The following is a 20,898-nucleotide window of genomic DNA, read 5'->3' as shown; positions in this document are numbered from 1 at the left end:
CGTGCGGACGCCCCGGCGGGATCAGCGGGTGAGGATGAGCGCGTCGCCCTGACCGCCGCCCCCGCACAGCGCGACAGCGGCCGTGCCGCCGCCCCGCCGCACGAGCTCGTGCACCGCGTGCACGACGAGGCGGTTGCCGGATGCCCCGATGGGGTGGCCGATCGCGATGCCGCCGCCGTGCGGATTCACCACATCGTCCGAGAGCCCGAGCTCGCTCTGCGATCGCGCGACGACCGCGCCGAACGCCTCGTTGATCTCCACGACGTCGAGGTCCGCCACCGAGATGCCCTGCTTGGCGAGGGCCTTCTCGATCGCGCGCGCCGGCTGCGCGTGGAGGGAGTTGTCGGGGCCGGCGACCTGACCGGATGCGCCGACCACCGCCAGCACCTCCCAGCCGTTCTCGTCGGCGTGCGAGCGCGAGGTGAGGACGACCGCCGAGGCGCCGTCGGAGATCTGCGAGGAGTTGCCCGCCGTGATGGATCCGCCGGCGGCGAAGGCGGGCCGCAGCCCCGCGAGTGTGTCCACGGTCGTTTCGGGTCGCACTCCTTCGTCGGCGGTCACGACGATCGGGTCGCCCTTGCGCTGCGGGATCGGGACCGGCACGATCTCCGCGTCGAAGACCCCGGCGGCCTGGGCGGCGGCGGCGCGCTGGTGGGAACGGGCGGCGACGGCGTCCTGGGCCTCGCGTGTGATCTCGAGCCGGCCGTTGTGCCGCTCGGTGGAGGCGCCCATGCTCTCCGCGTCATATGCGTCGGTGAGACCGTCGTGGGCCATGTGGTCGAGGACCTCGATCGACCCGTACGTCCAGCCGTCGCGGGAGCCCATCAGGAGGTGGGGGGCCCGCGTCATCGACTCCATGCCGGCGGCCACGACCACCGCGGCATCCCCGGTCGCGATCATGCGCGCGCCGTCGATGACCGCGGTCAGCCCCGACAGGCACACCTTGTTCACCGACCCGGCGTGCACGTCCCAGGGGATGCCGGCCCCGACCGCCGCCTGACGGGCGGGATTCTGACCCGAGCCGGCGGCGAGCACCTGGCCGACGAGGACCGCATCGACGGCCTCGGCAGGGATGCCGCCCTTCTCGAGCGCGCCGCGGATGGCGGCGCTGCCGAGCTGGACCGCGGTCAGCGGAGCCAGCTGGCCCTTCAGTCGCCCCTGCGGCGTGCGCGCGGCAGCGACGATGACGACGTCGTCGTGGTTCATGCTTCCACCCTAAGTTCCTCGGCCGTGCGCAGCTCCGCGGCGACGGTCAGCGGCGGCTCGGTCGCCGCGATGACCTCGTCGACGGTCACGCCCGGAGCCACCTCGACGAGAACGAGGCCGTCCGCCGTCACATCGATCACGGCGAGGTCGGTGATGATGCGGTCGACGACCCCGCGGCCGGTGAGCGGCAGCGAGCACTCCTCGACGATCTTCGCCGAGCCGTCCTTCGCCACGTGCTCCATCAGCACGATCACCGTGGCCGCGCCGTGGACGAGGTCCATGGCGCCGCCGGGCCCCTTCACCATCTTCCCGGGGATCATCCAGTTCGCGAGGTCGCCGCCCGCCGACACCTGCATCGCACCGAGGATCGCGGCGTCGATCTTGCCGCCCCGGATCATCCCGAAGCTGGTGGCCGAGTCGAAGAACGCGGCCCCGGGAAGGGTCGTCACCGTCTCCTTGCCGGCGTTGATGAGGTCGGGATCGACACGCTCCTCGGTCGGGTAGGGCCCGACGCCGAGGATGCCGTTCTCGGACTGCAGCACGACGGTGACGCCGTCGGGCACGAAGTTCGGCACGAGCGTGGGCAGGCCGATGCCGAGGTTCACGTACGAGCCGTCGGCGAGCTCTGCCGCCGCGCGGGCGGCCATCTCGTTGCGGGTGCGTGCCATGGTTCAGGCTCCTTCGGGAAGGTCGCGGGCGGACGACTGTGCGACCGAGACGGTGCGTCGCTCGATGCGCTTCTCGATGCCGGTGCCGACCTCGACGACGCGGTGCACGTAGATGCCGGGCAGGTGGATGCTGTCGGGGTCGAGCTCGCCCGGCTCGACGAGCTCCTCCACCTGCGCGATGCACACGCGCCCCGCCATCGCGGCGAGAGGATTGAAGTTGCGGGCGGCTTTGTTGAAGACGAGATTGCCGTGACGGTCTCCCTTGGCGGCGTGCACGAGGGCGAAGTCGGTCACGATCGCCTCCTCGAGCACATACTCGCGGGGCCGGCCGGTGACATCGAAGATGCGCACGTCCTTGACCGGCGACGCGACCGCCACCCCGCCGGCGCCGTCGTAGCGACGGGGCAGGCCGCCCTCCGCCACCTGCGTCCCCACACCGGTCTGCGTGAAGAACGCGGCGATCCCTGCTCCCCCGGCGCGCAGCTTCTCGGCCAGGGTGCCCTGCGGGGTCAGCTCGAGCTCGAGTTCGCCCGAGAGGAACTGCCGCTCGAACTCCTTGTTCTCGCCGACGTATGAGGAGGTCATCTTGCGGATGCGCTTCGCGTTCAGCAGGATGCCCAGCCCCCAATCGTCGACGCCGCAGTTGTTGCTGACGATGCTCAGCTCCCCGGTCCCCTGCGCCAGCAGCGCTTCGATGAGGGCGATCGGGTTTCCGGAGAGGCCGAACCCGCCGACGGCGAGCGAAGCGCCGTCGGGGATGTCGGCGACGGCGTCCGCCGCCGAGGCCCAGGTCTTGTCGATCACGTGTGCTCCTTCTGACGTCGTCGTCGGTGATCCTCCCCTATCGTGCGACGACGATCGCCCGAACGCACGCCCGCGCTTGCGATGTGGAGACAATTCGTCGTAGCGTCCATATCGTGGACAACAGTTCGACCCGTTCGGTTCCGGGCGCGCAGTCGGTCGCGCGCGCCGCGCGGCTGCTGCGCCTGGTCTCGGGAGCGGGCGAAGCGGGGCTGGCGGCCGCGGACCTGGCGCGACGCGCCGACCTGACCCGGCCGACGACGCACCGCCTCCTCACCGCGCTGCGCAACGAGGGCCTCGTCGACCAGGACGACCGGAGCGGACGGTGGATGCCGGGCCCCGAGCTCTACCTCATGGGAACCGTCGCCGCCGCGCGGTACGACATCACCGCGATCGCCCGCGACATCGTGCGGTCCCTGGCGGTGCGCACCGAGGAGAGCGCGTTCCTCTCGGTGCGCCGGGGCGATGAGACCGTCTGCCTGCTGCGCGAGGAGGGGAGCTTCCCCATCCGGTCCTTCGTCCTGTCGGAGGGTGTGCGCTTTCCGCTCGGCGTGGCGTCGGCGGGGCTCGCGATCCTCGCCTTCCTCCCCACCCACGATGTGGACGCGTATTTCGAGCGGCACCCGGCGCTCAGCGACCGATGGGGGGCGTCGCACGCCGAGCCGCGCCTGCGCACGCGGATGCGGGAGACCCAGGAGCGCGGCTACGCCGTGAACCCGGGCCTCATCGTGGAAGGCAGCTGGGGCATGGGGGCCGCGGTGTTCAGCCGCGAGGGTCACCCGCAGTGGGCGTTGAGCCTCACCGGGGTGGAGTTCCGGTTCGGCGCGGATCGCCTTCCCGAGCTCGGGCGCGCGCTCCTGGCGCACGCCCACCAGCTCACAACGCGTATCGCGACGAGTCGCTGACCTCCGCGGCGGCCGCGGAGAGCTCGGCGCGGATCACCGCGGCGACCACCTCCGCACCGGCGGCCGACAGCACGATCGTGTAGTGGTTGAACCCCGGGATCCGCCGATGCGCCACGGCGCCGAACGCGCCCAGGATGCCGTCGAGGTAGTCCGCGGAGTAGAGGCCGGGCGGCTCGTCCTGGAGGCCGCGCGGCACCGTGAGCAGCACCGTGGGATGCCTCAGGGCGCCGAGCGCCGCCGGCAGCGCCTCCCCCGTGTTCATGTCGACGGTGTCCTCGGCGGTGGTCTGGTAGCTCGTCGCCGGGCGCAGCGCCCCGTCGCCGTCGTCCACCAGGTCGTAGGCGAGGTAGGCCTCGAGCTCGGGCGACCAGTCGTGCGCGAACGCCGGGTGGCGGCGCCAGAAGTCGAGGTAGTCCGACGCCGTGGCGAACCTCATCCCGAGGCGCTGCGCGGTGGGGCCGAGGATCCCTGCGACGAGGGTGTCGGCATCCAGGCCGGCGGGCACATCCAGCGGCATCCCGCCGTCGACGAGCACCAGCCGCGACACGAGCTCGGGATGCCGGTGTGCGAGCACCACCGAGACGAAGCCGCCCATGGAGTGACCCACCACGAGCGTCTGCGCGACGCCCAGTGCGTCGAGGAGGGCCGCCAGGTCGTCGGCGTGCGCAGCCATGCCGGCGGGGCCGGACAGGTCGTTGCTGCGTCCGCGCCCGCGCAGGTCGGGCGCGATGACGCGCACGCCGGGGAGCCGCTCCACGACGAACGGCCAGGCGAGGTGCGATGAGGTGACCCCGTGGATCAGGAGCACCGTGGGCGCGCCGTGCGCGCCGGGTGCGGCATCCGGCTCCCAGACCCCGGCGCGCAGCGCGCCGCCGTCGACCTGGACATCCACCTCGCGATAGCTGTGCCCGCTCATCGTGCCGTCCACCCGCCGTCCATCGTGTACGAGGCGCCGGTGACCATGCCGGCTTTGTCGGAGGCGAGCCAGCCGGCGAGCGAGGCGACCTCGTCGGCCTCGACCAGGCGCTTGACCGCCGTCTCGGTGAGCATGATCTTCTCGACGACCTCGCTCTCGGGGATGCCGTGGACCGTGGCCTGATCGGCGATCTGCTTCTCGACCAGTGGCGTGCGGACGTACGCCGGGTTGATGCAGTTGCTCGTCACCCCGTGCGCTCCGCCCTCGAGCGCCGTCACCTTCGACAGCCCTTCGAGTCCGTGCTTGGCCGAGACGTAGGCCGACTTGAACGCCGACGCGCGCAGGCCGTGGGCGCTGGAGATGTTGATCACGCGGCCCCAGCCCCGCTCGTACATCGCCGGGAGGGCTGCGCGGATGAGCAGGAACGGCGACTCGAGCATGAGACGCAGCAGCAGCCGGAACGCCGCGGGATCGAACTCGGTGATCGGGCTCACGCGCTGGATCCCCGCGTTGTTGACGAGGATGTCGACGTCGAGGGTGAGGTCCTCGAGCGCGGCGGTGTCGGACAGGTCGACCGCCCAGGCCTCTCCCCCGACGGCGGCAGCCGCCTCGCTCGCCGCCTCCGCGTTGAGGTCGGCGATGATCACGTGCGCACCGCGGCCGGCGAATTCGTGCGCGCAGGCGAGGCCGATGCCGCTGGCACCGCCGGTGACGAGCGCGCGGCGCCCGGTGAGGTCCTGATCGGTCATGCGGGACCGCCTTCCTGCCCGCGGGGGGCGAGTGCGTTGTCGATGAAGCGGGCCATGGCCGCGAAGACGGCGGGATCCAGCTCGCGCGGCGGGTTGCCCTCGGCATCCCGCTCCCACAGGAGGAAGCGCATGCCGATCAGCTCACCCATGCCCATGAGCGCCCACGCCGTCGTCTCCGGGTCGAGCGCGGCATCCACATCGCCGGCGGACTGCGCGGCGCGCAGGCCCGCCTCGTACCCCTCGACGATGCGGGTGTAGTGCAGGCGCAGCACCTCGGGTGAGACGAACTCCGCTTCGCGCACGACCCGGTACAGCGCCGGGTGCTCGGCGGTGAAGCGGAAGAATCCCGCGAACCCGGCACGTTCGGCCTCGAGCCGCGATGACGCTCCCGCCATCGCCTCGGTCATCGAATGGCGCACGCGACGGTTCAGATCGATGACGAGCGCCTCGAAGATCGTCTGCTTGCTGTCGAAGTAGAGATAGAACGTGCCGAGTCCGATGCCGGCGCGCTCCGTGATCTTCACGATCGACGCCTCGTGGTAGCCCTGCTCGGCGAACACCGCCTCGGCGGCTTCGAGCAGGCGTCCGCGCGTCGCCTCGCCGCGCTTGGTGAGCGGCTTGCCGGTGGCGGAGGAGACGGCGACGGCATCGTCGGCCGTGAGGTCTTCACTGAGCGGCATGGGAGGTCCTTCCGACGGCGCGGGCGCGCAGGCGGGAGCGCGCGATCTTGTCGATGGCCGACCGAGGGAGGTCGTCGACGAACTCCACGCGCACCGGAACCTTGAACGCGGCGAGCGTCTGCCGCGCGTGCGCGAGAACCTCGTCGACCGAGAGGACCCGCCCGGCGACCGGGACGACGAAGGCGACGCCGCGCTCTCCCCACACCGGATCGGGGACGCCCACGACGGCTGCCTGATCGATCAGGGGATGCAGCCGCAGCGCGTGCTCGACCTCAGCGGGAGCGACGTTCTCACCGCCCGAGATGTAGATGTCCTTCAGCCGGTCGACGATCGAGTACCGTCCCGCCTCGTCGCGCCGCGCCAGGTCGCCGGTGCGGAGCCAGTCGCCGTCGAGCGCGGCAGCGGTGGCCTCAGGATCGCCGAGATAGCCGGAGAACACGCTCAGACCCCGCACCCACACCTCGCCCGTCGCCGCGCCCTCGAGGACGAGACCGGTGTCGGGGTCGGTGAGCCGCACCGAGACATGCGGGTACGGGCGGCCCACGGCGCCCGGGTGCTCGGCCGCCTCGGCGGCGGGCAGGTACAGCACGTTGGGCGCGGCCTCAGTGAGGCCGTAGCCCTGCGTGAGCGGCACGCCGTGCTCGAGCCACGCCTGCCGCACCGACGGCGGCATCGTCGCTCCGCCGACCAGCGCCTGGGTCAGCGTTCCGACCTCGGCGGCCGCCCACCCCGGGTCGGCGGCGAGCATGGCGTACTGGGTCGGCACGCCCATCATCGCCGTCACCCGGCGCTCGCGGATCAGCTGGAGAGCCCGTGCCGGCTGGAAGGAGCGCTCGAGCACGACGGTCGCACCCACCCACCACGCCAGCAGCGGCTGGCAGTTCCAGGCGGCGATGTGGAACTGCGGCAGCATCGCGAGCACCACGTCGTCCTGCGTGAGCGGCAGAGCCTGACCGAGCGCGAGGTTGTTCCAGAAGCAGTTGGCGTGCGTGAGCACCACGCCCTTGGGCGCCGCCTCGCTGCCCGAGGTGAAGATGACCAGCAGCGGGTCGTCGTCGCGTACCGGACGCGCCGCGACGGGGTCGGCGCACGCCGGCGCCGAGGATTCGATCCCGAGGGATCCGAGCGGGGCGACCGGGGGCCGGGCGGCGGCGAGCCGCAGGCCCGCGTCGGCGAGCGCAGCGTACTCGTCCTCGACCAGCAGCAGGGCCGGGTTCGCCCGCTCGAGGGCGTCGCCGAGCTCGCGGGGGGTCAGCCGCCACGACAGCGGGACGAACGCGGCGCCTATGAGCGCGCAGGCGAAGAAGGCCACCACATGGTCGGTGGAGTTGCCCGACACCGTCGCGATGCGGTGTCCCGGGCCGAACCCTGCGGCGCGCAGTCGTGCCGCCAGGGCCGTGGCGCGCGCCGCCAGCGCGGCGTAATCGGTCGTGACGCCTCGATCGTCGATCGCAATGCGTCGAGGGGATGCCGCGGCGCGATCGGTCAGCCAGCGGCCGATCGTGTGCGCGCCGTCGTCGATCCCGTCGTCCCAGCTCACGCCCGCACCACCTCGGGCTCGCGGTCGCGGTCCGCCGCGTCGTCGAGCTGCTGCAGATCGCCGCGGGTGCGCTCGCCTCGACGGCGACGCAGCGCGGCGTCGATCGTGCCGGCGATGCCGCCGGGCAGGAACATGACGACGAGGATGAAGAGCACGCCGAGCAGGAACAGGGGCTCCGACAGCGGCACGCGCAGCACATCCGGAAGTCCCGCGATCATCTCCGACCCGGCCAGAACCGTGAGCCGCTGGTCCAGCAGCGTGTAGAGCACACCCCCCACGATGGCACCCCAGCGGAACCCGACGCCACCGAGAACCACCATGACGAGGATCGTGATCGTGAGATCGGCGGAGACGGACCGGGGAACCGTTCCCGACTGCAGCAGCATGTACGCGACGCCGGCGAGGCTCGCCAGCACGGCCGCGACGACGAAGATCACCAGCTTGACGCGGTAAGGCTGCAGCCCCAGCACCCGCACACGCTGCTCGTTCTCGCGCGAGGCGCGCGCCAGGTGGCCCAGTCGCGACGAGTCCACCCACAGGGTGACGAGATACACGGTGACGAGCACGGCGAGAGTGAACCAGTAGAGGTTGCGCGTGTTGATCACGCCGATCAGGATGTCGGGGACGTGTTCGGTGTTCAGGCTCAGGCCCTCTTCGCCGCCGGTCACCTGCGAATTGCGGCGGACCAGCACGGAGCCCGCCTGCGCGAAAGCGAGGGTGACCATCGCGAAGGGGATGCCCGACACGCGCATGGCCACCGCGCCGGTGAGCAGCGCGATGAGCATGCCGCCCACGAGCGCCAGGAACACGCCCGGCCACAGCGGCACGCCGAAGTGCTCCAGCGCGATCCCGAGGCCGTATGCGCCGGCGCCGAAGTACAGTGCGTGGCCGAAGGACAGCATCCCGGCACTGCCCAGCAGCAGGTTGTACGACAGCGCGAGAGAGGCGAACACCATGCACAGGGAGAGCAGGGCGAGCGTGCCCGGCTGGTAGGTGGGGGTGGGCAGCACGCCGGGGATCGAGATGTTCAGCAGCGGCAGCAGCGCCATGAGGATGACGAGAGCCGCGCCGCCCAGGGCCGGGATGAAGCGGCGGATGCCGCCCGAGGTCGCATTCTGCATGGTCATGCCTTCTTCCCCAGGAGTCCGGTCGGCCGCACCAGCAGCACGACGGCGAGCAGGATCACGACGATGAAGTCGCCCGTGCCGCCGAGGTAGGAGTTGGCGACCTGCTGGAGCACCGCCACCAGCACGGAGGCCACGGCGGCGCCGGTGAGCGAGCCCAGTCCGCCGACCACGGTCACGATGAACGCGAAGATCAGCAGTGTCGCACCCAGATGCGCCGAGACGAACGTCGAGTAGTGCATGGCCAGCACTCCGCCGATGCCGGCCGCCGCGCCGCCGATGGCGAACACGAGGGTGAAGGAGCGCCGCACATCGATGCCCAGCGCCGTCACCATGGACCGGTTCTCCACGCCCGCGCGGATGATCATGCCGTAGCGGGTCTTCTGGAGGAAGATGACCAGCGCGGCCAGCACGAGCGCGGCGGCGATCATGAGCACCCAGTAGGTGTTCGGGATGCGGGCCCCCAGCACCTCCGTCGTCTGGCGCAGCCAGGGCGGACCGGCGATGTGGATGGGATCGGTGCCCCAGATCCCCTCGAACAGCGCGACGGCCGCGAAGGAGAGGCCGACCGTGACGAGGACCTGCTCGATGTGGCGCTCGTACAGCGGCCGGATGAGGACGAGCTCGGTGAGGGTGGCGAAGACCGCGCCGACACCGGCGCCGACGAGGATCGACAGCAGGAACGAGCCCCACGAGTCCGTGCCGAGCGACTGCGCGACCATCCAGCCGATGAAGGCGCTCAGCGTGAGGAAGGCGCCGTGCGCGAAGTTCAGCACGTGCATGAGCCCGTAGATGAGGCTCAGGCCGCTCGCGACGAGGAAGTAGAGGGCGCCGAGGCCGACGCCGGTGACGAGGGTGAGGACGAGGGTGCTCATGCGCGAGGCTCCGGTGACTCGTGGTGGGCTGACGGCTCGGCGTGCACGCCCAGCAGACGCCGCGTCAGATCGTCGTCGTCGAGGATGTCGCGGGCCTTGCCGACGTGCACGACACGGCCGCCCCCGATCACGATCGCGTCGTCGGCGAGGCGGCGCACGACCTCGAGGTTCTGCTCGACGAGCAGGATCGGGACCGTCTTGGATGCTTCGGCGAGCGCGTCGGCGACCTCGGTGACGATCTTCGGCGCGAGGCCCTTGGTCGGCTCGTCGACGAGGAGGAGCTGGTTGTCGTTGAGGAGAGCCCGCGCCACCGAGACCATCTGCTGCTGACCGCCCGAGAGTGTGCCCGCGGGCTGCTCGCGCCGGGCGACCAGGTCGGGGAACAGCGCGTCGACGAACTCGCGGCGTGGAGACTTCTGACGCTCGGCGAGCGCGAGGTTCTCGGCCACGGAGAGCTTGGCGAAGACTTCGCGGTCCTCCGGCACGTAGCCCACGCCGCGACGAACGATGCGGTGCGTGGGGAGCGTGTCGATGCGATCGCCCGCGAGGACCACCTCGCCGCGACGGTGGATCAGGCCGAGGATGCCGCGCAGCGTCGAGGTCTTGCCGACGCCGTTGCGGCCGAGCACCGCCGTGATGCCGGTGGCCGGGACGTCGAAGCTGACGTCCTCCACGACCTGCTGGCCGGCGATCGTGCAGCGCAGTCCGCGCACGCTCAGGATGCTGTCGGTCATGCCGTCGTCCCCGTTCCGAGGTATGCGCTCTGCACGAGGGGGTCGTTCATCACGTTCTGAGGGGTGTCGTAGGCGATGATCGTGCCGAAGTACATGACCGCCACCTTCTCGACGAGCCCCATGAGCACGTCGATGTGATGCTCGACCATCAGCACGGTGCATCCCTTCTCGCGCTGCATCGCGCGGATGTTCTCCACGAGCCCGGGCACGTCGCCCGACCCGACACCTGCCATCGGCTCGTCGAGCAGCACGATGCTCGCGTCGGTGGCCAGCAGCACCGCGATCTCGAGCTTGCGCTTGTCCCCGTGGGAGATGTCACCGGCCGCGGCGTCGAGCTTGTGGTCGAGTCCGACGGCGGCGAGCTTCTCCAGAGCGGCCGTGGTCGCGGCATCCCCTTTCCGAGGGAATCGCAGCAGCGAGGCCGAGCCGCCGTGGACGACCTGTGCCGCCAGCCGCACGTTCTCGAGCACGGTGAGCCGCGGGAAGATGCTGGAGGTCTGGAAGGTGCGCCCCACTCCCGCCCGCGCACGCGCGGGCACGGAGTCCATCGTGATATCGCGCCCGTCGAGCAGGATGCGTCCTGCCGTGGGCTTCATGAGGCCGGAGATCACGTTGAACAGCGTGGTCTTGCCGGCGCCATTGGGGCCGATCACGCCGACCAGCGAGCCGGCGGCGATGTCGAGCCCGACATCTTTCAGGATGGTCGCCCCGCCGATCTGCAGGCCGAGGCCCTCGACGGTGAGGCGGGAACCGGACCCGGTCGGCAGCGTAGCCGCTGCGCCGGGCGCGGACGGGGTGGGGATGCTCATGCTGCGGGACCGCCTCGGGTCACTGCGCTTCGGCGGGCGCGACCTCGTCGGCCGACACCGTGTCGATGAGCTCGGGCACGAAGGAGCCGCCGTCGGCGACGAGCTTGACCTGGTACATGTCCTGGATGAGCGCGTGGTCGCTCTCGCGGACCGTCATCGTGCCCTTCGGGCCGTCGAACTCGAAGCCCTCGAGGGCAGCGACCATGGCGTCCACGTCGCCGGCGCCCTCCTGGATCGCGTGCACGATCATGATGGCGGCGTTGAAGCCGTCGGGGCTGAACAGGTCAGCGGTGCCGCCTGCGGCCTCGATCGCGTCGACCATCTCGGCGTTCACATCGTTGTCGGGCGCGCCGGAGAAGTAGTGGTTGAGGAAGTTGATCTTCTCCGAGGCCTCGCCGTACGCGCCGAAGGTGGCCGCATCACCGAGACCCGTCACGACCGGGATCTCATCGAGCACACCCTGCTGGCTCATCGCCTGCCACATGGCCCCCGACGTGGCGCCGGCCCAGGCCACGAAGACCAGATCCGGAGATGCCGCGAGCACCTGCTGCGCGAACGGCGTGAACTCCGTGACGTCCTCGGCGACGAGCACCGGCGTCACGGTCGCGCCCTTGGCGCCCAGGATCGCCTCGACCGCCGCCGCGTTGCCCTGTCCGAACGCGCTGTCCTGCGCGAAGACCGCGACGGTCTTGCCCTCGACGTCGTCGAGGAAGGTGCCGGCTGTCGCGACGTCCTGCGCGCTCTGACGGCCCGAGCGGAAGGTGTACTCGTTGATGCCCGTGATCGCGTCCGCAGCCGCGGGACCGGAGATGTAGAGGACCTTGTTCTGGGCGGCCTGCTCGGCCACGGCGAGGGCCACGCCCGACGACGCCGTGCCGGCGATGATGTTCACGCCGGAGCCGATGAGCTCCTTGACGGCGGTGACGGCCTTGTCGGCGTCGCCCGCGTCGTCGCGATTCTCGACGACGATCGTGGTGCCGTCGATCTCACCGGTTCCGCCGGTCGCGTAGTCGAGCCCGGCCTCGAAGGCGTCGAGGTACTGCTTGCCATAGCTGGCGAGCGGTCCGGTCTCGCTCGTGACGATGCCGACCGTGATCTCGCTGGGCCCGGCGTCTTCGGTGGCGTCTCCGGCGGGAGCGGCCGTGTTCGGCGCGCACGCCGCCAGGACGAGGGCGGCCGTGGCGACCACGGACCCCAGGAGCAACTTCTTCGTAACCCGCATGTGCGTGCCTTTCACCATTGGAAGGGGGTGGTGCCCGGGAGGGCTACCTGAAAACTGATTCAGGTGTCTGCAATCTAAGAACGGGAGCGCGTCGCCGTCAAGTTGAGCACGGTGTTCGCCGGGCGTCGTTACCGAATCGCGACCTGCCCGACCGCTTCCGGAACGTCGGCGGCCGTCGGTAGCGTGCGGGTATGACGATCGACGAGACGCTGCGGGACTGGCTCCTCGACTCGGATCCGGCTCTGCGGTGGCAGGTCGAGCGCGACCTGCTCGGCGCCCCGCCCGAGGTCTGGGAAGCCACCCGAGCACGCGTTCGCACCGAGGGCTTCGGTGCGCGGCTGCTTGCGCTGCAGGACGCCGACGGCCAGTGGGCCGGGGGTTCCTTCTTCCCCGCCGGCTTCTTCGACAGCGATGAGCCGCAACAGCCTGGCCAGCCGTGGATCGCGACGACGTGGGTGCTCAAGGACCTGCGAGAGTGGGGGCTCGACGCGGCCGCGCTCACGGACACCGCCCGCAGGCTCGCGGTGAACAGTCGATGGGACTACGACGATCTCCCCTACTGGGGCGGCGAGGTCGATGTGTGCATCAACTCGTACACGCTCGCGGCGGGCGCCTGGCTCGGTGCGGACGTCACCGACCTCGCGGCGTGGTTCCCGGCTCATCGGCTGGCCGACGGCGGCTGGAACTGCGAGGCCGAGGAGGGCGATTCGGTGCGCTCCTCGTTCCACTCCACGCTCAACGCGCTGCGCGGGATGCTCGCGTACGAGCAGCTCACCGGCGACCCCGGCCTGCGCGACGCACGGCGCAGCGGCGAGGAGTACCTGCTCACACGTCGGCTGATGTACCGCGCCTCGACGGGCGAGCCGGTCGGCGACTTCGTCACCCGATTCGTGTACCCGAACCGCCACCGGTACAGCGCGCTGGCGGCGCTGGACTACTTCCGCGCCGCTTCCCTCGCCGACGACACACCCCCCGATCCGCGGCTCGCGGAGGCGATCGAAGTCGTGCGGGCCGCACGGCGGGAGGACGGTCGGTGGCTGCAGTCCGCCCCGCTCGCGGGGCGCACGTGGTTCGATGTCGACGTCGCCGAGGGCGAACCCTCGCGCTGGCTGACGCTGTTCGCCACGCGGGTGCTCTCCTGGTGGGATGCCGCGCAGTGATCGGCCCGCTCGGCGGGCCTGAGCGGGAGCGAGAAAGGCGAAAGGGCTCCGTTTCCGGAGCCCTTTCGGTGGCTGTGCGCCCCCAGGGACTTGAACCCTGAACCCACTGATTAAGAGTCAGTTGCTCTGCCGATTGAGCTAGAGGCGCTCAGTTCGCAACGTGGCGAACCGAGGATCAACATTAGCATCACGATTGAGTATCGCGAAATCGAGGCCGGGTCCGGCCACGTATCCTTGATACTCGTGAGTTCCCCCCACCCGACCGGCGCCTACGACACGCCGTTCCCCGGCGATCTCTCGGAGGATCTGGCGCTGGCGCTGCGCCTCGCTGACGCGGCGGATCGGGCATCGATGAACCGCTTCGACGCGGCCGACCTGGAGGTCTCGCTGAAGCCCGACGCCTCGCACGTCACCGAAGCCGACCTTGCGACGGAACGGGCGATCCGCGGTCTGCTCGAAAAAGACCGCCCCGACGATGCCGTGTTCGGCGAGGAGCTCGGCGTCTCGGGCGCCTCGCGACGCCAATGGATCATCGACCCCATCGACGGCACGGCGAACTACCTCAAGGGCATTCCGATGTGGGCGACGCTCATCGCGCTGGTCATCGACGGCGTTCCCCGCGTGGGCGTCGTCAGCCAGCCCGCGATCGGTCGGCGGTGGTGGGCGGCGACGGGCCAGGGCGCGTGGACGAATACGCCCGATGGCGGATCGGCTCGGCTCCGGGTCTCGGACGTCGCATCGCTGGAGAGCGCCAGCGTCAGCTTCCAGAGCGTCCAGCAGTGGGACGACGTCGGTCGCGCCGACGACCTGCTGAGGCTCACCCGCGCTGTCTGGCGTGACCGCGGCTACGGCGATGCATGGCCGTACATGCTGCTGGCCGAGGGGCGGCTCGAGTTCGTCGCCGAGTTCGGTGTCAAGGAGTACGACATCGCCGCGCACGTGCCGATCGTGCACGAGGCCGGTGGCCGCTTCACCTCGTTCGACGGCGACGACACGCTCTCGGACCGTTCCGCGCTCGCGACCAACGGCATTCTGCACCAGACTTTCCTGCACCTGCTCCACTCCACCCGAACCTGAATCCCCGACACGGAGTCCCCCCATGCCCCGTCTTCACCCGCGCGTTCTCGCGCCGATCGGCCTCGTCGCGGCGACGCTCCTCCTCGCCTCCTGCGCCGGAGCCGCCGCACCCGAATCCCAGCCCGACACCGAGCCCACGACCGTCACCACCGAGACGGAGGCGCCCGCACCGGAGGCCACGCTCGAGCCCGCCGACGAGCAGCCGGAGCCCGGCGACGCCCCCACCTGCGAGACCCTGATCTCCGCGTCGCTCGTCGCCGACTTCGAGGAGATCGGCTGGACGGTGCGCGAGGACCCGTTCTACATCGGCGATCTCGAGCTCACCGACGGCATCCAGTGCGTCTGGGCCGACTTCGAGGGCCCCGCGGGAGACCACCTGCAGATGTTCGGCTGGGGTCCGATCAGCGCCGAGGAGGCCGAGTCGGCCCAGGACCAGCTCATCGCGCAGGGGTGGCAGCGCGAGGACGGCTCATCGGGCGTGTACATCACCGAGAACTCGCAGACGACGATCGCCACCGACGACGACGGGTACGGCATGACCTACCTGTTCGGCGACGGCGTGGTCACCTTCGCCGATACCAAGCAGGGCCTGGTGCTCATCGACTGGCCCCGCGGCTGACCTCTCGTGCCGGCGCACCAACGGAGGGCCGGATCTGATGATCCGGCCCTCCGTTGTCGTGAAGCCCCGTTGACACATCGCGGGGTCCTGCCGGTGGGGTGGGCATCCCACGCGACGTGCCCAGAGCCTGCGGGAGCGGGTCGCACGGCGACCGTTCGACGAATCGACGTCTGCGGTCGCCCCTCTCCCCCGCGTGCTCCGATGCGGCACCGCCTACGTTGGGGGCGCGTGCGGTGACTGATGTCGCTGCGTCTCCTCTCGACGATGTGCCAACGGGGTGGCTCTGAGTTGCGCTGTGGAGCTTTGGGTGTGAGGCGGGCCCGGGACTGCTCCCGGGCCCGCCTGTCATCACCGGTCTACGGCTCCGGCGGCGTCACCGTCCCGAGCACCGGGGTGTCCGAGATCGGAGATGCGGCCTGTCGGTAGACGCTGTCGGCGCCTACGAGACTCACCACGACCCGGAGGTAGAGGTCCACCGAGTCCGCGTCGGGGACGTACGTCGGAGACGACGAGCCCAGCGGGTTGATGAGCGGCTGCCAGTCCGTGATCGCGTTCGGCGCCTCGCCGTCGCCACCCCACCACGTGAAGCGGAGGTTGGTGACGCCGGTGGTGTCGAACGGCGTGGCCGTTGCGACCCCGAGGGACGTCGACTGGAACAGCTGCGCGGTCACCGGGGTTCCCTCGACCGGGTCGGTGCTGTCCATGACGACCGCCACGACCTGGTTGTTGCAGTTGACCCAGTCGCCGCCGGCCGTGATCTGGATGCAGGCGTCGGCGAACTGGATCCGCTCGATGCCGTGCAGCACATCCGTACCGGTGTTGTTGGCCGGCGTGGTCGCCGCGGTGTGCGTCACCCGGGTGTAGCCCGAGGTGAGCGATCCGATCGGCTCGACGAGGTAGTCGGCAACCGATCCGACGTACATCGCGGTGTCGATCGCCGTCGCCGCGTTCGGATCGACCACGATGTCGCGGGCGATGTCGATGTCGCCGGGGTTGAGCTGGCCGGCGAACACTGCGGCACGCAGCTGGGCTGCACTGTCGAAGAAGTTCCCGCCGGCGGTCAGCCGCACCCGGAGCATCGCGTCGCCGTCGATGTAGTCATCGCCGCCGCGACCCTCGATGAGGTCGTTGCCCGGTCCGCCGATGATCGGCAGGCTCATGCCCACGATGTCGGTCGGGTCGGTGCCTCGCATGAACGGCGTCGAGAAGTCCTGCGGGACTCCGTCGACCGTCGGCCGCAGCATCTCGACCAGGCCGTCCACCAGCTGGAGGGACGCCTCGGTCGCCTGCGTGTGCGGCAGTTCGTTCGGCGCGAACTCCTGGGCGACGAGCGGCCCGCGCAGCGTGTCGTTGCCCGACCCGCCCGAGAGGGCCTCGAGCTGCTCGTAGCGCGAGCGCAGCGGGTTGTTCGGCTCGAACAGGCGGGTGAAGGCCATGTCGGCGGTGACGTTCGCGGTCTGACCGTAGTAGGTCAGCCAGTCCCATCCGAGACCGCCGAGGTGGCGGTTCGTGCCGACCTGGGTGCCGACGATGATGTCGTCGCCGCCCTCGCCCTCCACGTCGTCGTTTCCGAGGCGACCGAGCACGACGTCATTGCCGCCGAGCGTGTCGTTCTGGAACTGATCGCCGTTGTCGCCCTGGAGGAGGTCGGCGTGGCCGCCGCCCTCGAGCCAGTCGTCGAACTCGCCGCCGAAGACGGTGATCCGGCCGGTCGTGCCGAGGATGATGTCATCTCCGATGCCGGCGAAGTAGGTCGAAGCCTCTCCACCGCCGTCGACCATGAAGTCGTCACCGAGACCGCCGATCGCGAGGTCGATGCCCGAACCCGTGTTGATCGCGTCGTTGCCCTGCTTTCCCTTGATGTTGTCGTCACCGAAGGAGTCGGTCAGGATGTCGTCACCCAGGCCGCCGACGAGGGCGTCGTTTCCGGATCCGCCTTCGATCCGGTCGTTGCCGTCGTAACCCCAGATGCTGTCGTCACCCTCATCGCCGCGCAGGTTGTCATCGCCCGCGGTGCCGTGCATCTCGACGTGCGCGTCGGTCTGCCACCGCCACTGCCCGTTGATGAGGCTCAGCCCCGGCTCCCGCTCACCGGCGGGAAGCGCAGCCTGCTCGTCGATGTCGACGATCGGGTCCTGCAGGGCGAAGATGTCGGCCGGCAGGTTGGACGCGTCCGTGTTCCTCTGGATGAGGTCGCTGAAGGTGTTGCCCTCCAGCGCCGCGAACAGCTGCTCGCCCTGGTTGCGGAACAGGTAGTAGAACCGGTCACCGAACTGGAGCTTCTCGAGCTGCGTCTCGAACACGTAGTTGAACGTCGACCCCAGCATGCCGCCGAACGGATCGAGCCGCTCCGCGAGTCCGCCCATCCAGAAGTCGACGTCGCCGAGGCCCGTCTCCTGCCCGGCCCAGGCACCCGTGCTGAACAGGAAGTCCAGTCGGTCTGCGGGGGCTTCGACGGGAGCCGGAGCGAACACCTGGAGCTGCTGCTCCGCAGCGAGCGACACAGCACCCAGCAGGCCGACCACCGCGATCTGCGAGGGGTTGAGCCGGTCGAGCTCGGTCATCACTACGCCCGGGATCACGGTCGGGAAGCTCACCAGGATCGGGGCCCCTGCGAGACCCGCAGCGGGGCCAGCAGCAAGCGCATCGGGGAAGTTGAACCCAGTCGTGATGAACGCAGACGCGGCTCCATCCGGGAAGTACGTCTCGCTGATGAGCGCCGAGGTGATGAACCGGTCTGCGCCACCGATGCGCGTCACTGTCGGCGCGAGGCCTGTGACCTGCGACTCGACGTTGGGGCCGACGACGCCGGTACCCCCGAGCAGAACGATCTCCGTCGGGTCGAGCCGGTCGATCTCGGCGAGCGTCGCTCCATCGAGTGCGTCCGGAGCCGTCAGCAGGATCGGTGATCCGTCGCGGGCTGCAACCGCCGCTGCCGAAAGGGCGTCGGGGAAGTTGAAGCCGTTGGCGACGAACACACGCTCGACACCCGGGTTCGCGAACTGCTGACTGATCGCCACGGCGGTCTCGAAGCGGGTCGCTCCACCCAGACGCTCAACCACTCCGCTCGTCGCGTAGTTCGTGAGAACTGCCTGTGTCTCGGCGCTGATCGCCCCGGTGCCGCCGAGGATCACGATGCGCTCAGGCTGCAGCCGCGCGAGCTCGGCCGCTGTGGCCGACGGGATCTCACCGTCGACGCTGTGCGTCGCGAGCAGCAGCGGACCGCCTTCCGCACGAGCGGCGGCACCGCCGGCCAGACCGTCGGGGAAGTTCATGCCGTTCGTGATGTAGGCGACGGGGACAGGTCCTCCGTCCGGGAAGGAGCGCTGGCTCACCGTCGCGGCCGTCTGGAAGCGATCGGTGCCTGCCAGACGCACCGTGAACTCCTGGCCGGCCGGTGCACCGTTGACCAGCAGCGATGCCGCCTCGCGCTTCTCATCGATCGTCGTCGCGGCCTGCACCGTGGGGTGCGTGCCGTAGGCGGCGATGAAGTTGACCAGCGACGCACGCTCGCCACCGCGACCGAAGTTGTCTCCGTTCTTGGTGTTGCGGCCGAAGTCGTCCCAGCTCGTGTACGGACGGAGAGCCGGATCGCCGGTCGCCCCGAAGAACGTCGCGCGAGCTTCCTGCAGACCCGGCACACCGGTGTCGCGTCCGCGCAGGAGGTTCATCGTGGGCAGATCGAGCGGCAGACCCAGGAGGTTGTTGCGCAGCACATCGACGACGTGCTCGTCGATCTGGCTGCCGACCCGACCGGTCATGCCGTTGATGAGGGATCCTGCCGCCTCGTCCGGGCTGAGCGTTCCGTTCTCATCGAACAGCTCCGGGTTGAGGAAGCCGGTGAGCAGCGGCACATCTTCCATCGGCGCGCCGCCCTCGACCGCTTCGCGACCGATCTCCTCGGTCATCAGCGAGTGGCCGAAGCGGTAGACGACGTGGGCGAACTCAGCGGTGATCGATGCATCGACCGCGGCGTTGTAGGAGTTCTCGTTGCCGACGATCGGATCGATCTGCGGCGCGATCTTGCGACCGAACTCCTCGAACACCAGGTGCTGGTACTGCATCTCCGTGGCGAACTTCGCCGCCTGGAACAGACGCTCGTGGTAGCTCCAGTCATCGGCGTTCCAGCCGTCCGGGAGCGACGCCGGGTCTCCTCCCGCCGGGAAGTACCCGGGAAGGTCTTCTCCCGCCTTGTCCGACGCGTAGCTGTGCGGCTCGCCGCGGAAGGCCTTCGCGAACTCGGCGATGCCGCCGCGCTCGTCGGAGTCCTGCGCCTCGAGCTCGGGACGCAGCCCGTTCAGCACGTCCTCGATCTGACCGGCCATGCGGTTGTGCTCGGAGTGGAACACGTGGTGCACCGCGGTGAGGCCGATGTTCTCGTTCACGCGACCGTCACCGGCCATGAAGTGCTCGTTGAGGATCGCATTGTCGTAACCGGTGAGGACCGGCTCGCCGTTCTCGTCGAGGATCGGGTCGCCGTTCTCGTCGAACCGCGGCACCAGGTTCCCGTCGTCGTCGATGACCGGCGTCGCGCCGTGCGCGATGTCGTCGAGGAAGCCGTGACCGGTGCCGAGCACGTTGTCTGGCACGTCGACGCCGCCCGGGGCGGCCGAGACGAGTCCGCCGCCTTCGACGACGTACTGCGGGTAGCCGTTCGCCCCCGGGATGAAGTTACCGTAGGGGTCGACCGCGATCTGCGGAACATCGAGGAGGTCGGCGTCGGTCAGGTTGATGCCGAGGATGTCGCGCGCCTGGTTCTTGAGGTCGCGCCACTTCGACATTCCGCCGTTGACGCCCTCGATGAGCCGGCCGGTCGCTGCCGGGACTCCGTCGACGAGCTCGTACTCGCGCAGGAACACCTGGTGAGAGGGCACCGACGCGTACGTCTGGTTCTGGTCGATGAACGGCGACGTCAGGTTCGTGTGCTCGGTCGAGTCCTCGAAGCGCGTCGCGCGGGAGAGCGTGAGGAAGTTCGAGTACGTGTCCGGGTCGCAGTCGATGCCGTCGACGCGAACGCCCTCGGGCGTGCAGAACAGCGGGTCGTCCTCATCGAGCGGGACGATCAGGGTGCCGTTGCCGCCCTTGCGGACCAGGTCGAGGCCGTGGTCGAAGAACTGGCCGAAGAAGCCCAGGAACGTGTTGAACGGGGCGGAGAGGGCCTCGTCGGGGGCGCTGTTGGGGATGATCACCCGGTTGGTGCCGGGAACCGGGATGGCGGTCCCAGCGTCGAGCTGGTTCACGATCGCCGGGTTGTCCGTCGTCTGGTCGACGATCAGGTTGCTGATCTGCCGAGGGTGGGCGTCGTAGACGTTGCCCTCGATCTGCTCGTAGCAGGTCGTGCCGGGGTCGCAGGCATCGCTGATGCCGGGTGCGTTCGCCTCGAAGCCCAGATCGAGCACCTCCGGGTCGGCCTGGCGCCACTCGGTTCCCAGCAGACGCGGGAACACGTTGTCGGCGGCTCCGAATTCGGACTGATCGATGAGGAGGTTGTTGAACGATCCGTCGACGGTGCGCACGCCCGCGGGGCGGGCTGCGTCGTTCACGCAGTTCTGCGCGAGATCGTCGGGGAGATCGCAGAGGAGTTCGTAGTTCGAGGGATCCAGGACATCGGCAGCGTGGGCCTCGGAGATCTGGATGTTGCGGAGGATGAATTCGAGGTCGTTCTGCGTGAGGACGAAAGAGGGATCGTCATCTGTCGCGGCTATCGCCGGTGGTGGTGGCGATGCCATCAGCATCGTAATGATCATGGCCGCGGCGGCCAGGACCGCGACGGCGGCCCTTCCCCACGGCGTACGGACAGTCGGATCGGTTGC

17 protein-coding genes and 1 tRNA gene are annotated in these 20,898 nt (G+C 69.9%); 4 read left to right on the top strand and 14 right to left on the bottom strand.

Going from position 1 to position 20,898, the window contains the following annotated elements; all coding sequences use genetic code 11:
• Positions 1-21: 21 nt before the first annotated feature.
• From HQM25_RS07420 to HQM25_RS07410, 3 genes are read right to left on the bottom strand one after another with little or no spacing between them, the layout of a single operon-like run.
• Positions 22-1,206, bottom strand: a complete 1,185-nt coding sequence (locus tag HQM25_RS07420) for an acetyl-CoA C-acetyltransferase (protein ID WP_172989654.1) — start codon at positions 1,204-1,206, stop codon at positions 22-24.
• Positions 1,203-1,874, bottom strand: coding sequence for a 3-oxoacid CoA-transferase subunit B (locus HQM25_RS07415; protein WP_172989653.1), 672 nt, complete (start codon positions 1,872-1,874; stop codon positions 1,203-1,205). Before HQM25_RS07415 ends, HQM25_RS07420 begins: the two co-directional genes overlap by 4 nt.
• Positions 1,875-1,877: 3 nt before the next feature.
• Positions 1,878-2,678, bottom strand: a complete 801-nt coding sequence (locus HQM25_RS07410) for a CoA transferase subunit A (protein WP_172989652.1) — start codon at positions 2,676-2,678, stop codon at positions 1,878-1,880.
• Positions 2,679-2,791: 113 nt separating this feature from the next.
• Here HQM25_RS07410 and HQM25_RS07405 point away from each other — a divergent pair, with 113 nt between their 5' ends.
• Complete coding sequence (locus tag HQM25_RS07405) at positions 2,792-3,580, top strand: IclR family transcriptional regulator (RefSeq protein ID WP_172989651.1); 789 nt, start codon at positions 2,792-2,794, stop codon at positions 3,578-3,580.
• Here HQM25_RS07405 and HQM25_RS07400 read toward each other — a convergent pair.
• From HQM25_RS07400 to HQM25_RS07360, 9 genes are read right to left on the bottom strand one after another with little or no spacing between them, the layout of a single operon-like run.
• Positions 3,552-4,496: an alpha/beta fold hydrolase gene (locus HQM25_RS07400; RefSeq protein ID WP_172989650.1), complete on the bottom strand. Its 945-nt coding sequence runs from the start codon at positions 4,494-4,496 to the stop codon at positions 3,552-3,554. The genes HQM25_RS07405 and HQM25_RS07400 overlap by 29 nt on opposite strands.
• Positions 4,493-5,245: a 3-hydroxybutyrate dehydrogenase gene (locus HQM25_RS07395; RefSeq protein ID WP_172989649.1), complete on the bottom strand. Its 753-nt coding sequence runs from the start codon at positions 5,243-5,245 to the stop codon at positions 4,493-4,495. Before HQM25_RS07395 ends, HQM25_RS07400 begins: the two co-directional genes overlap by 4 nt.
• Entirely contained in the window at positions 5,242-5,925 is a 684-nt protein-coding gene (locus HQM25_RS07390; protein ID WP_172989648.1) for a TetR/AcrR family transcriptional regulator, read from the bottom strand. The genes HQM25_RS07395 and HQM25_RS07390 overlap by 4 nt, the downstream gene beginning before the upstream one ends.
• Positions 5,912-7,465, bottom strand: a complete 1,554-nt coding sequence (locus HQM25_RS07385) for a class I adenylate-forming enzyme family protein (protein WP_172989647.1) — start codon at positions 7,463-7,465, stop codon at positions 5,912-5,914. The genes HQM25_RS07390 and HQM25_RS07385 overlap by 14 nt, the downstream gene beginning before the upstream one ends.
• The gene (locus HQM25_RS07380; RefSeq protein ID WP_438803628.1) at positions 7,462-8,592 is read right to left on the bottom strand and encodes a branched-chain amino acid ABC transporter permease; all 1,131 of its coding nucleotides are present in this window, start codon (positions 8,590-8,592) and stop codon (positions 7,462-7,464) included. Before HQM25_RS07380 ends, HQM25_RS07385 begins: the two co-directional genes overlap by 4 nt.
• On the bottom strand, positions 8,589-9,464 hold the full coding sequence (locus HQM25_RS07375; RefSeq protein ID WP_172989646.1) for a branched-chain amino acid ABC transporter permease: 876 nt from the start codon (positions 9,462-9,464) through the stop codon (positions 8,589-8,591). The genes HQM25_RS07380 and HQM25_RS07375 overlap by 4 nt, the downstream gene beginning before the upstream one ends.
• On the bottom strand, positions 9,461-10,198 hold the full coding sequence (locus tag HQM25_RS07370) for an ABC transporter ATP-binding protein (protein ID WP_172989645.1): 738 nt from the start codon (positions 10,196-10,198) through the stop codon (positions 9,461-9,463). The genes HQM25_RS07375 and HQM25_RS07370 overlap by 4 nt, the downstream gene beginning before the upstream one ends.
• Positions 10,195-11,007: an ABC transporter ATP-binding protein gene (locus HQM25_RS07365; protein ID WP_172989644.1), complete on the bottom strand. Its 813-nt coding sequence runs from the start codon at positions 11,005-11,007 to the stop codon at positions 10,195-10,197. The genes HQM25_RS07370 and HQM25_RS07365 overlap by 4 nt, the downstream gene beginning before the upstream one ends.
• 19 nt (positions 11,008-11,026) lie before the next feature.
• Positions 11,027-12,229 (bottom strand): substrate-binding domain-containing protein, encoded by a 1,203-nt coding sequence (locus HQM25_RS07360; RefSeq protein ID WP_172989643.1) that lies wholly within the window; start codon positions 12,227-12,229, stop codon positions 11,027-11,029.
• Positions 12,230-12,420: 191 nt separating this feature from the next.
• Here HQM25_RS07360 and HQM25_RS07355 point away from each other — a divergent pair, with 191 nt between their 5' ends.
• A complete protein-coding gene (locus HQM25_RS07355; RefSeq protein ID WP_172989642.1) occupies positions 12,421-13,389 on the top strand; it encodes a squalene cyclase in 969 nt (322 codons plus the stop codon).
• Between the two features lie 75 nt (positions 13,390-13,464).
• Here the strand turns inward: HQM25_RS07355 and HQM25_RS07350 are convergent.
• Positions 13,465-13,537 (bottom strand) — tRNA-Lys (locus HQM25_RS07350).
• Between the two features lie 95 nt (positions 13,538-13,632).
• Between HQM25_RS07350 and HQM25_RS07345 the strand changes: the two genes are divergently transcribed.
• Together HQM25_RS07345 and HQM25_RS07340 are read left to right on the top strand one after the other, a co-directional pair.
• Positions 13,633-14,466 carry an inositol monophosphatase family protein gene (locus HQM25_RS07345; RefSeq protein WP_254359607.1) on the top strand — a complete coding sequence of 278 codons (834 nt, stop codon included), beginning with the start codon at positions 13,633-13,635 and terminating at the stop codon, positions 14,464-14,466.
• Positions 14,467-14,488: 22 nt separating this feature from the next.
• Positions 14,489-15,085, top strand: a complete 597-nt coding sequence (locus tag HQM25_RS07340; RefSeq protein WP_172989641.1) for a hypothetical protein — start codon at positions 14,489-14,491, stop codon at positions 15,083-15,085.
• Positions 15,086-15,441: 356 nt separating this feature from the next.
• On the opposite strand, the gene HQM25_RS07335 is transcribed toward HQM25_RS07340, so the two are convergent.
• On the bottom strand, positions 15,442-20,820 hold the full coding sequence (locus HQM25_RS07335; protein WP_172989640.1) for a cell wall-binding repeat-containing protein: 5,379 nt from the start codon (positions 20,818-20,820) through the stop codon (positions 15,442-15,444).
• Between the last annotated feature and the right edge of the window lie 78 nt (positions 20,821-20,898).

Source organism: Microbacterium hominis, from assembly GCF_013282805.1.
Classification (GTDB): domain Bacteria; phylum Actinomycetota; class Actinomycetes; order Actinomycetales; family Microbacteriaceae; genus Microbacterium; species Microbacterium hominis_B.
The sequence above is the reverse complement of the archived record's forward strand: the minus strand, read 5'-3'. Positions and strand labels throughout refer to the sequence as shown.

Excerpts from the sequence above, each read along its gene's own strand:
- HQM25_RS07340 (WP_172989641.1), top strand. The coding sequence starts at position 14,489 with ATGCCCCGTCTTCACCCGCGCGTTCTCGCGCCGATCGGCCTCGTCGCG.
- HQM25_RS07360 (WP_172989643.1), bottom strand. The coding sequence starts at position 12,229 with ATGCGGGTTACGAAGAAGTTGCTCCTGGGGTCCGTGGTCGCCACGGCC.
- HQM25_RS07355 (WP_172989642.1), top strand. The coding sequence starts at position 12,421 with ATGACGATCGACGAGACGCTGCGGGACTGGCTCCTCGACTCGGATCCG.
- HQM25_RS07415 (WP_172989653.1), bottom strand. The coding sequence starts at position 1,874 with ATGGCACGCACCCGCAACGAGATGGCCGCCCGCGCGGCGGCAGAGCTC.
- HQM25_RS07395 (WP_172989649.1), bottom strand. The coding sequence starts at position 5,245 with ATGACCGATCAGGACCTCACCGGGCGCCGCGCGCTCGTCACCGGCGGT.
- HQM25_RS07375 (WP_172989646.1), bottom strand. The coding sequence starts at position 9,464 with ATGAGCACCCTCGTCCTCACCCTCGTCACCGGCGTCGGCCTCGGCGCC.
- HQM25_RS07370 (WP_172989645.1), bottom strand. The coding sequence starts at position 10,198 with ATGACCGACAGCATCCTGAGCGTGCGCGGACTGCGCTGCACGATCGCC.
- HQM25_RS07400 (WP_172989650.1), bottom strand. The coding sequence starts at position 4,496 with ATGAGCGGGCACAGCTATCGCGAGGTGGATGTCCAGGTCGACGGCGGC.
- HQM25_RS07420 (WP_172989654.1), bottom strand. The coding sequence starts at position 1,206 with ATGAACCACGACGACGTCGTCATCGTCGCTGCCGCGCGCACGCCGCAG.
- HQM25_RS07365 (WP_172989644.1), bottom strand. The coding sequence starts at position 11,007 with ATGAGCATCCCCACCCCGTCCGCGCCCGGCGCAGCGGCTACGCTGCCG.
- HQM25_RS07380 (WP_438803628.1), bottom strand. The coding sequence starts at position 8,592 with ATGACCATGCAGAATGCGACCTCGGGCGGCATCCGCCGCTTCATCCCG.
- HQM25_RS07335 (WP_172989640.1), bottom strand. The coding sequence starts at position 20,820 with ATGCTGATGGCATCGCCACCACCACCGGCGATAGCCGCGACAGATGAC.
- HQM25_RS07390 (WP_172989648.1), bottom strand. The coding sequence starts at position 5,925 with ATGCCGCTCAGTGAAGACCTCACGGCCGACGATGCCGTCGCCGTCTCC.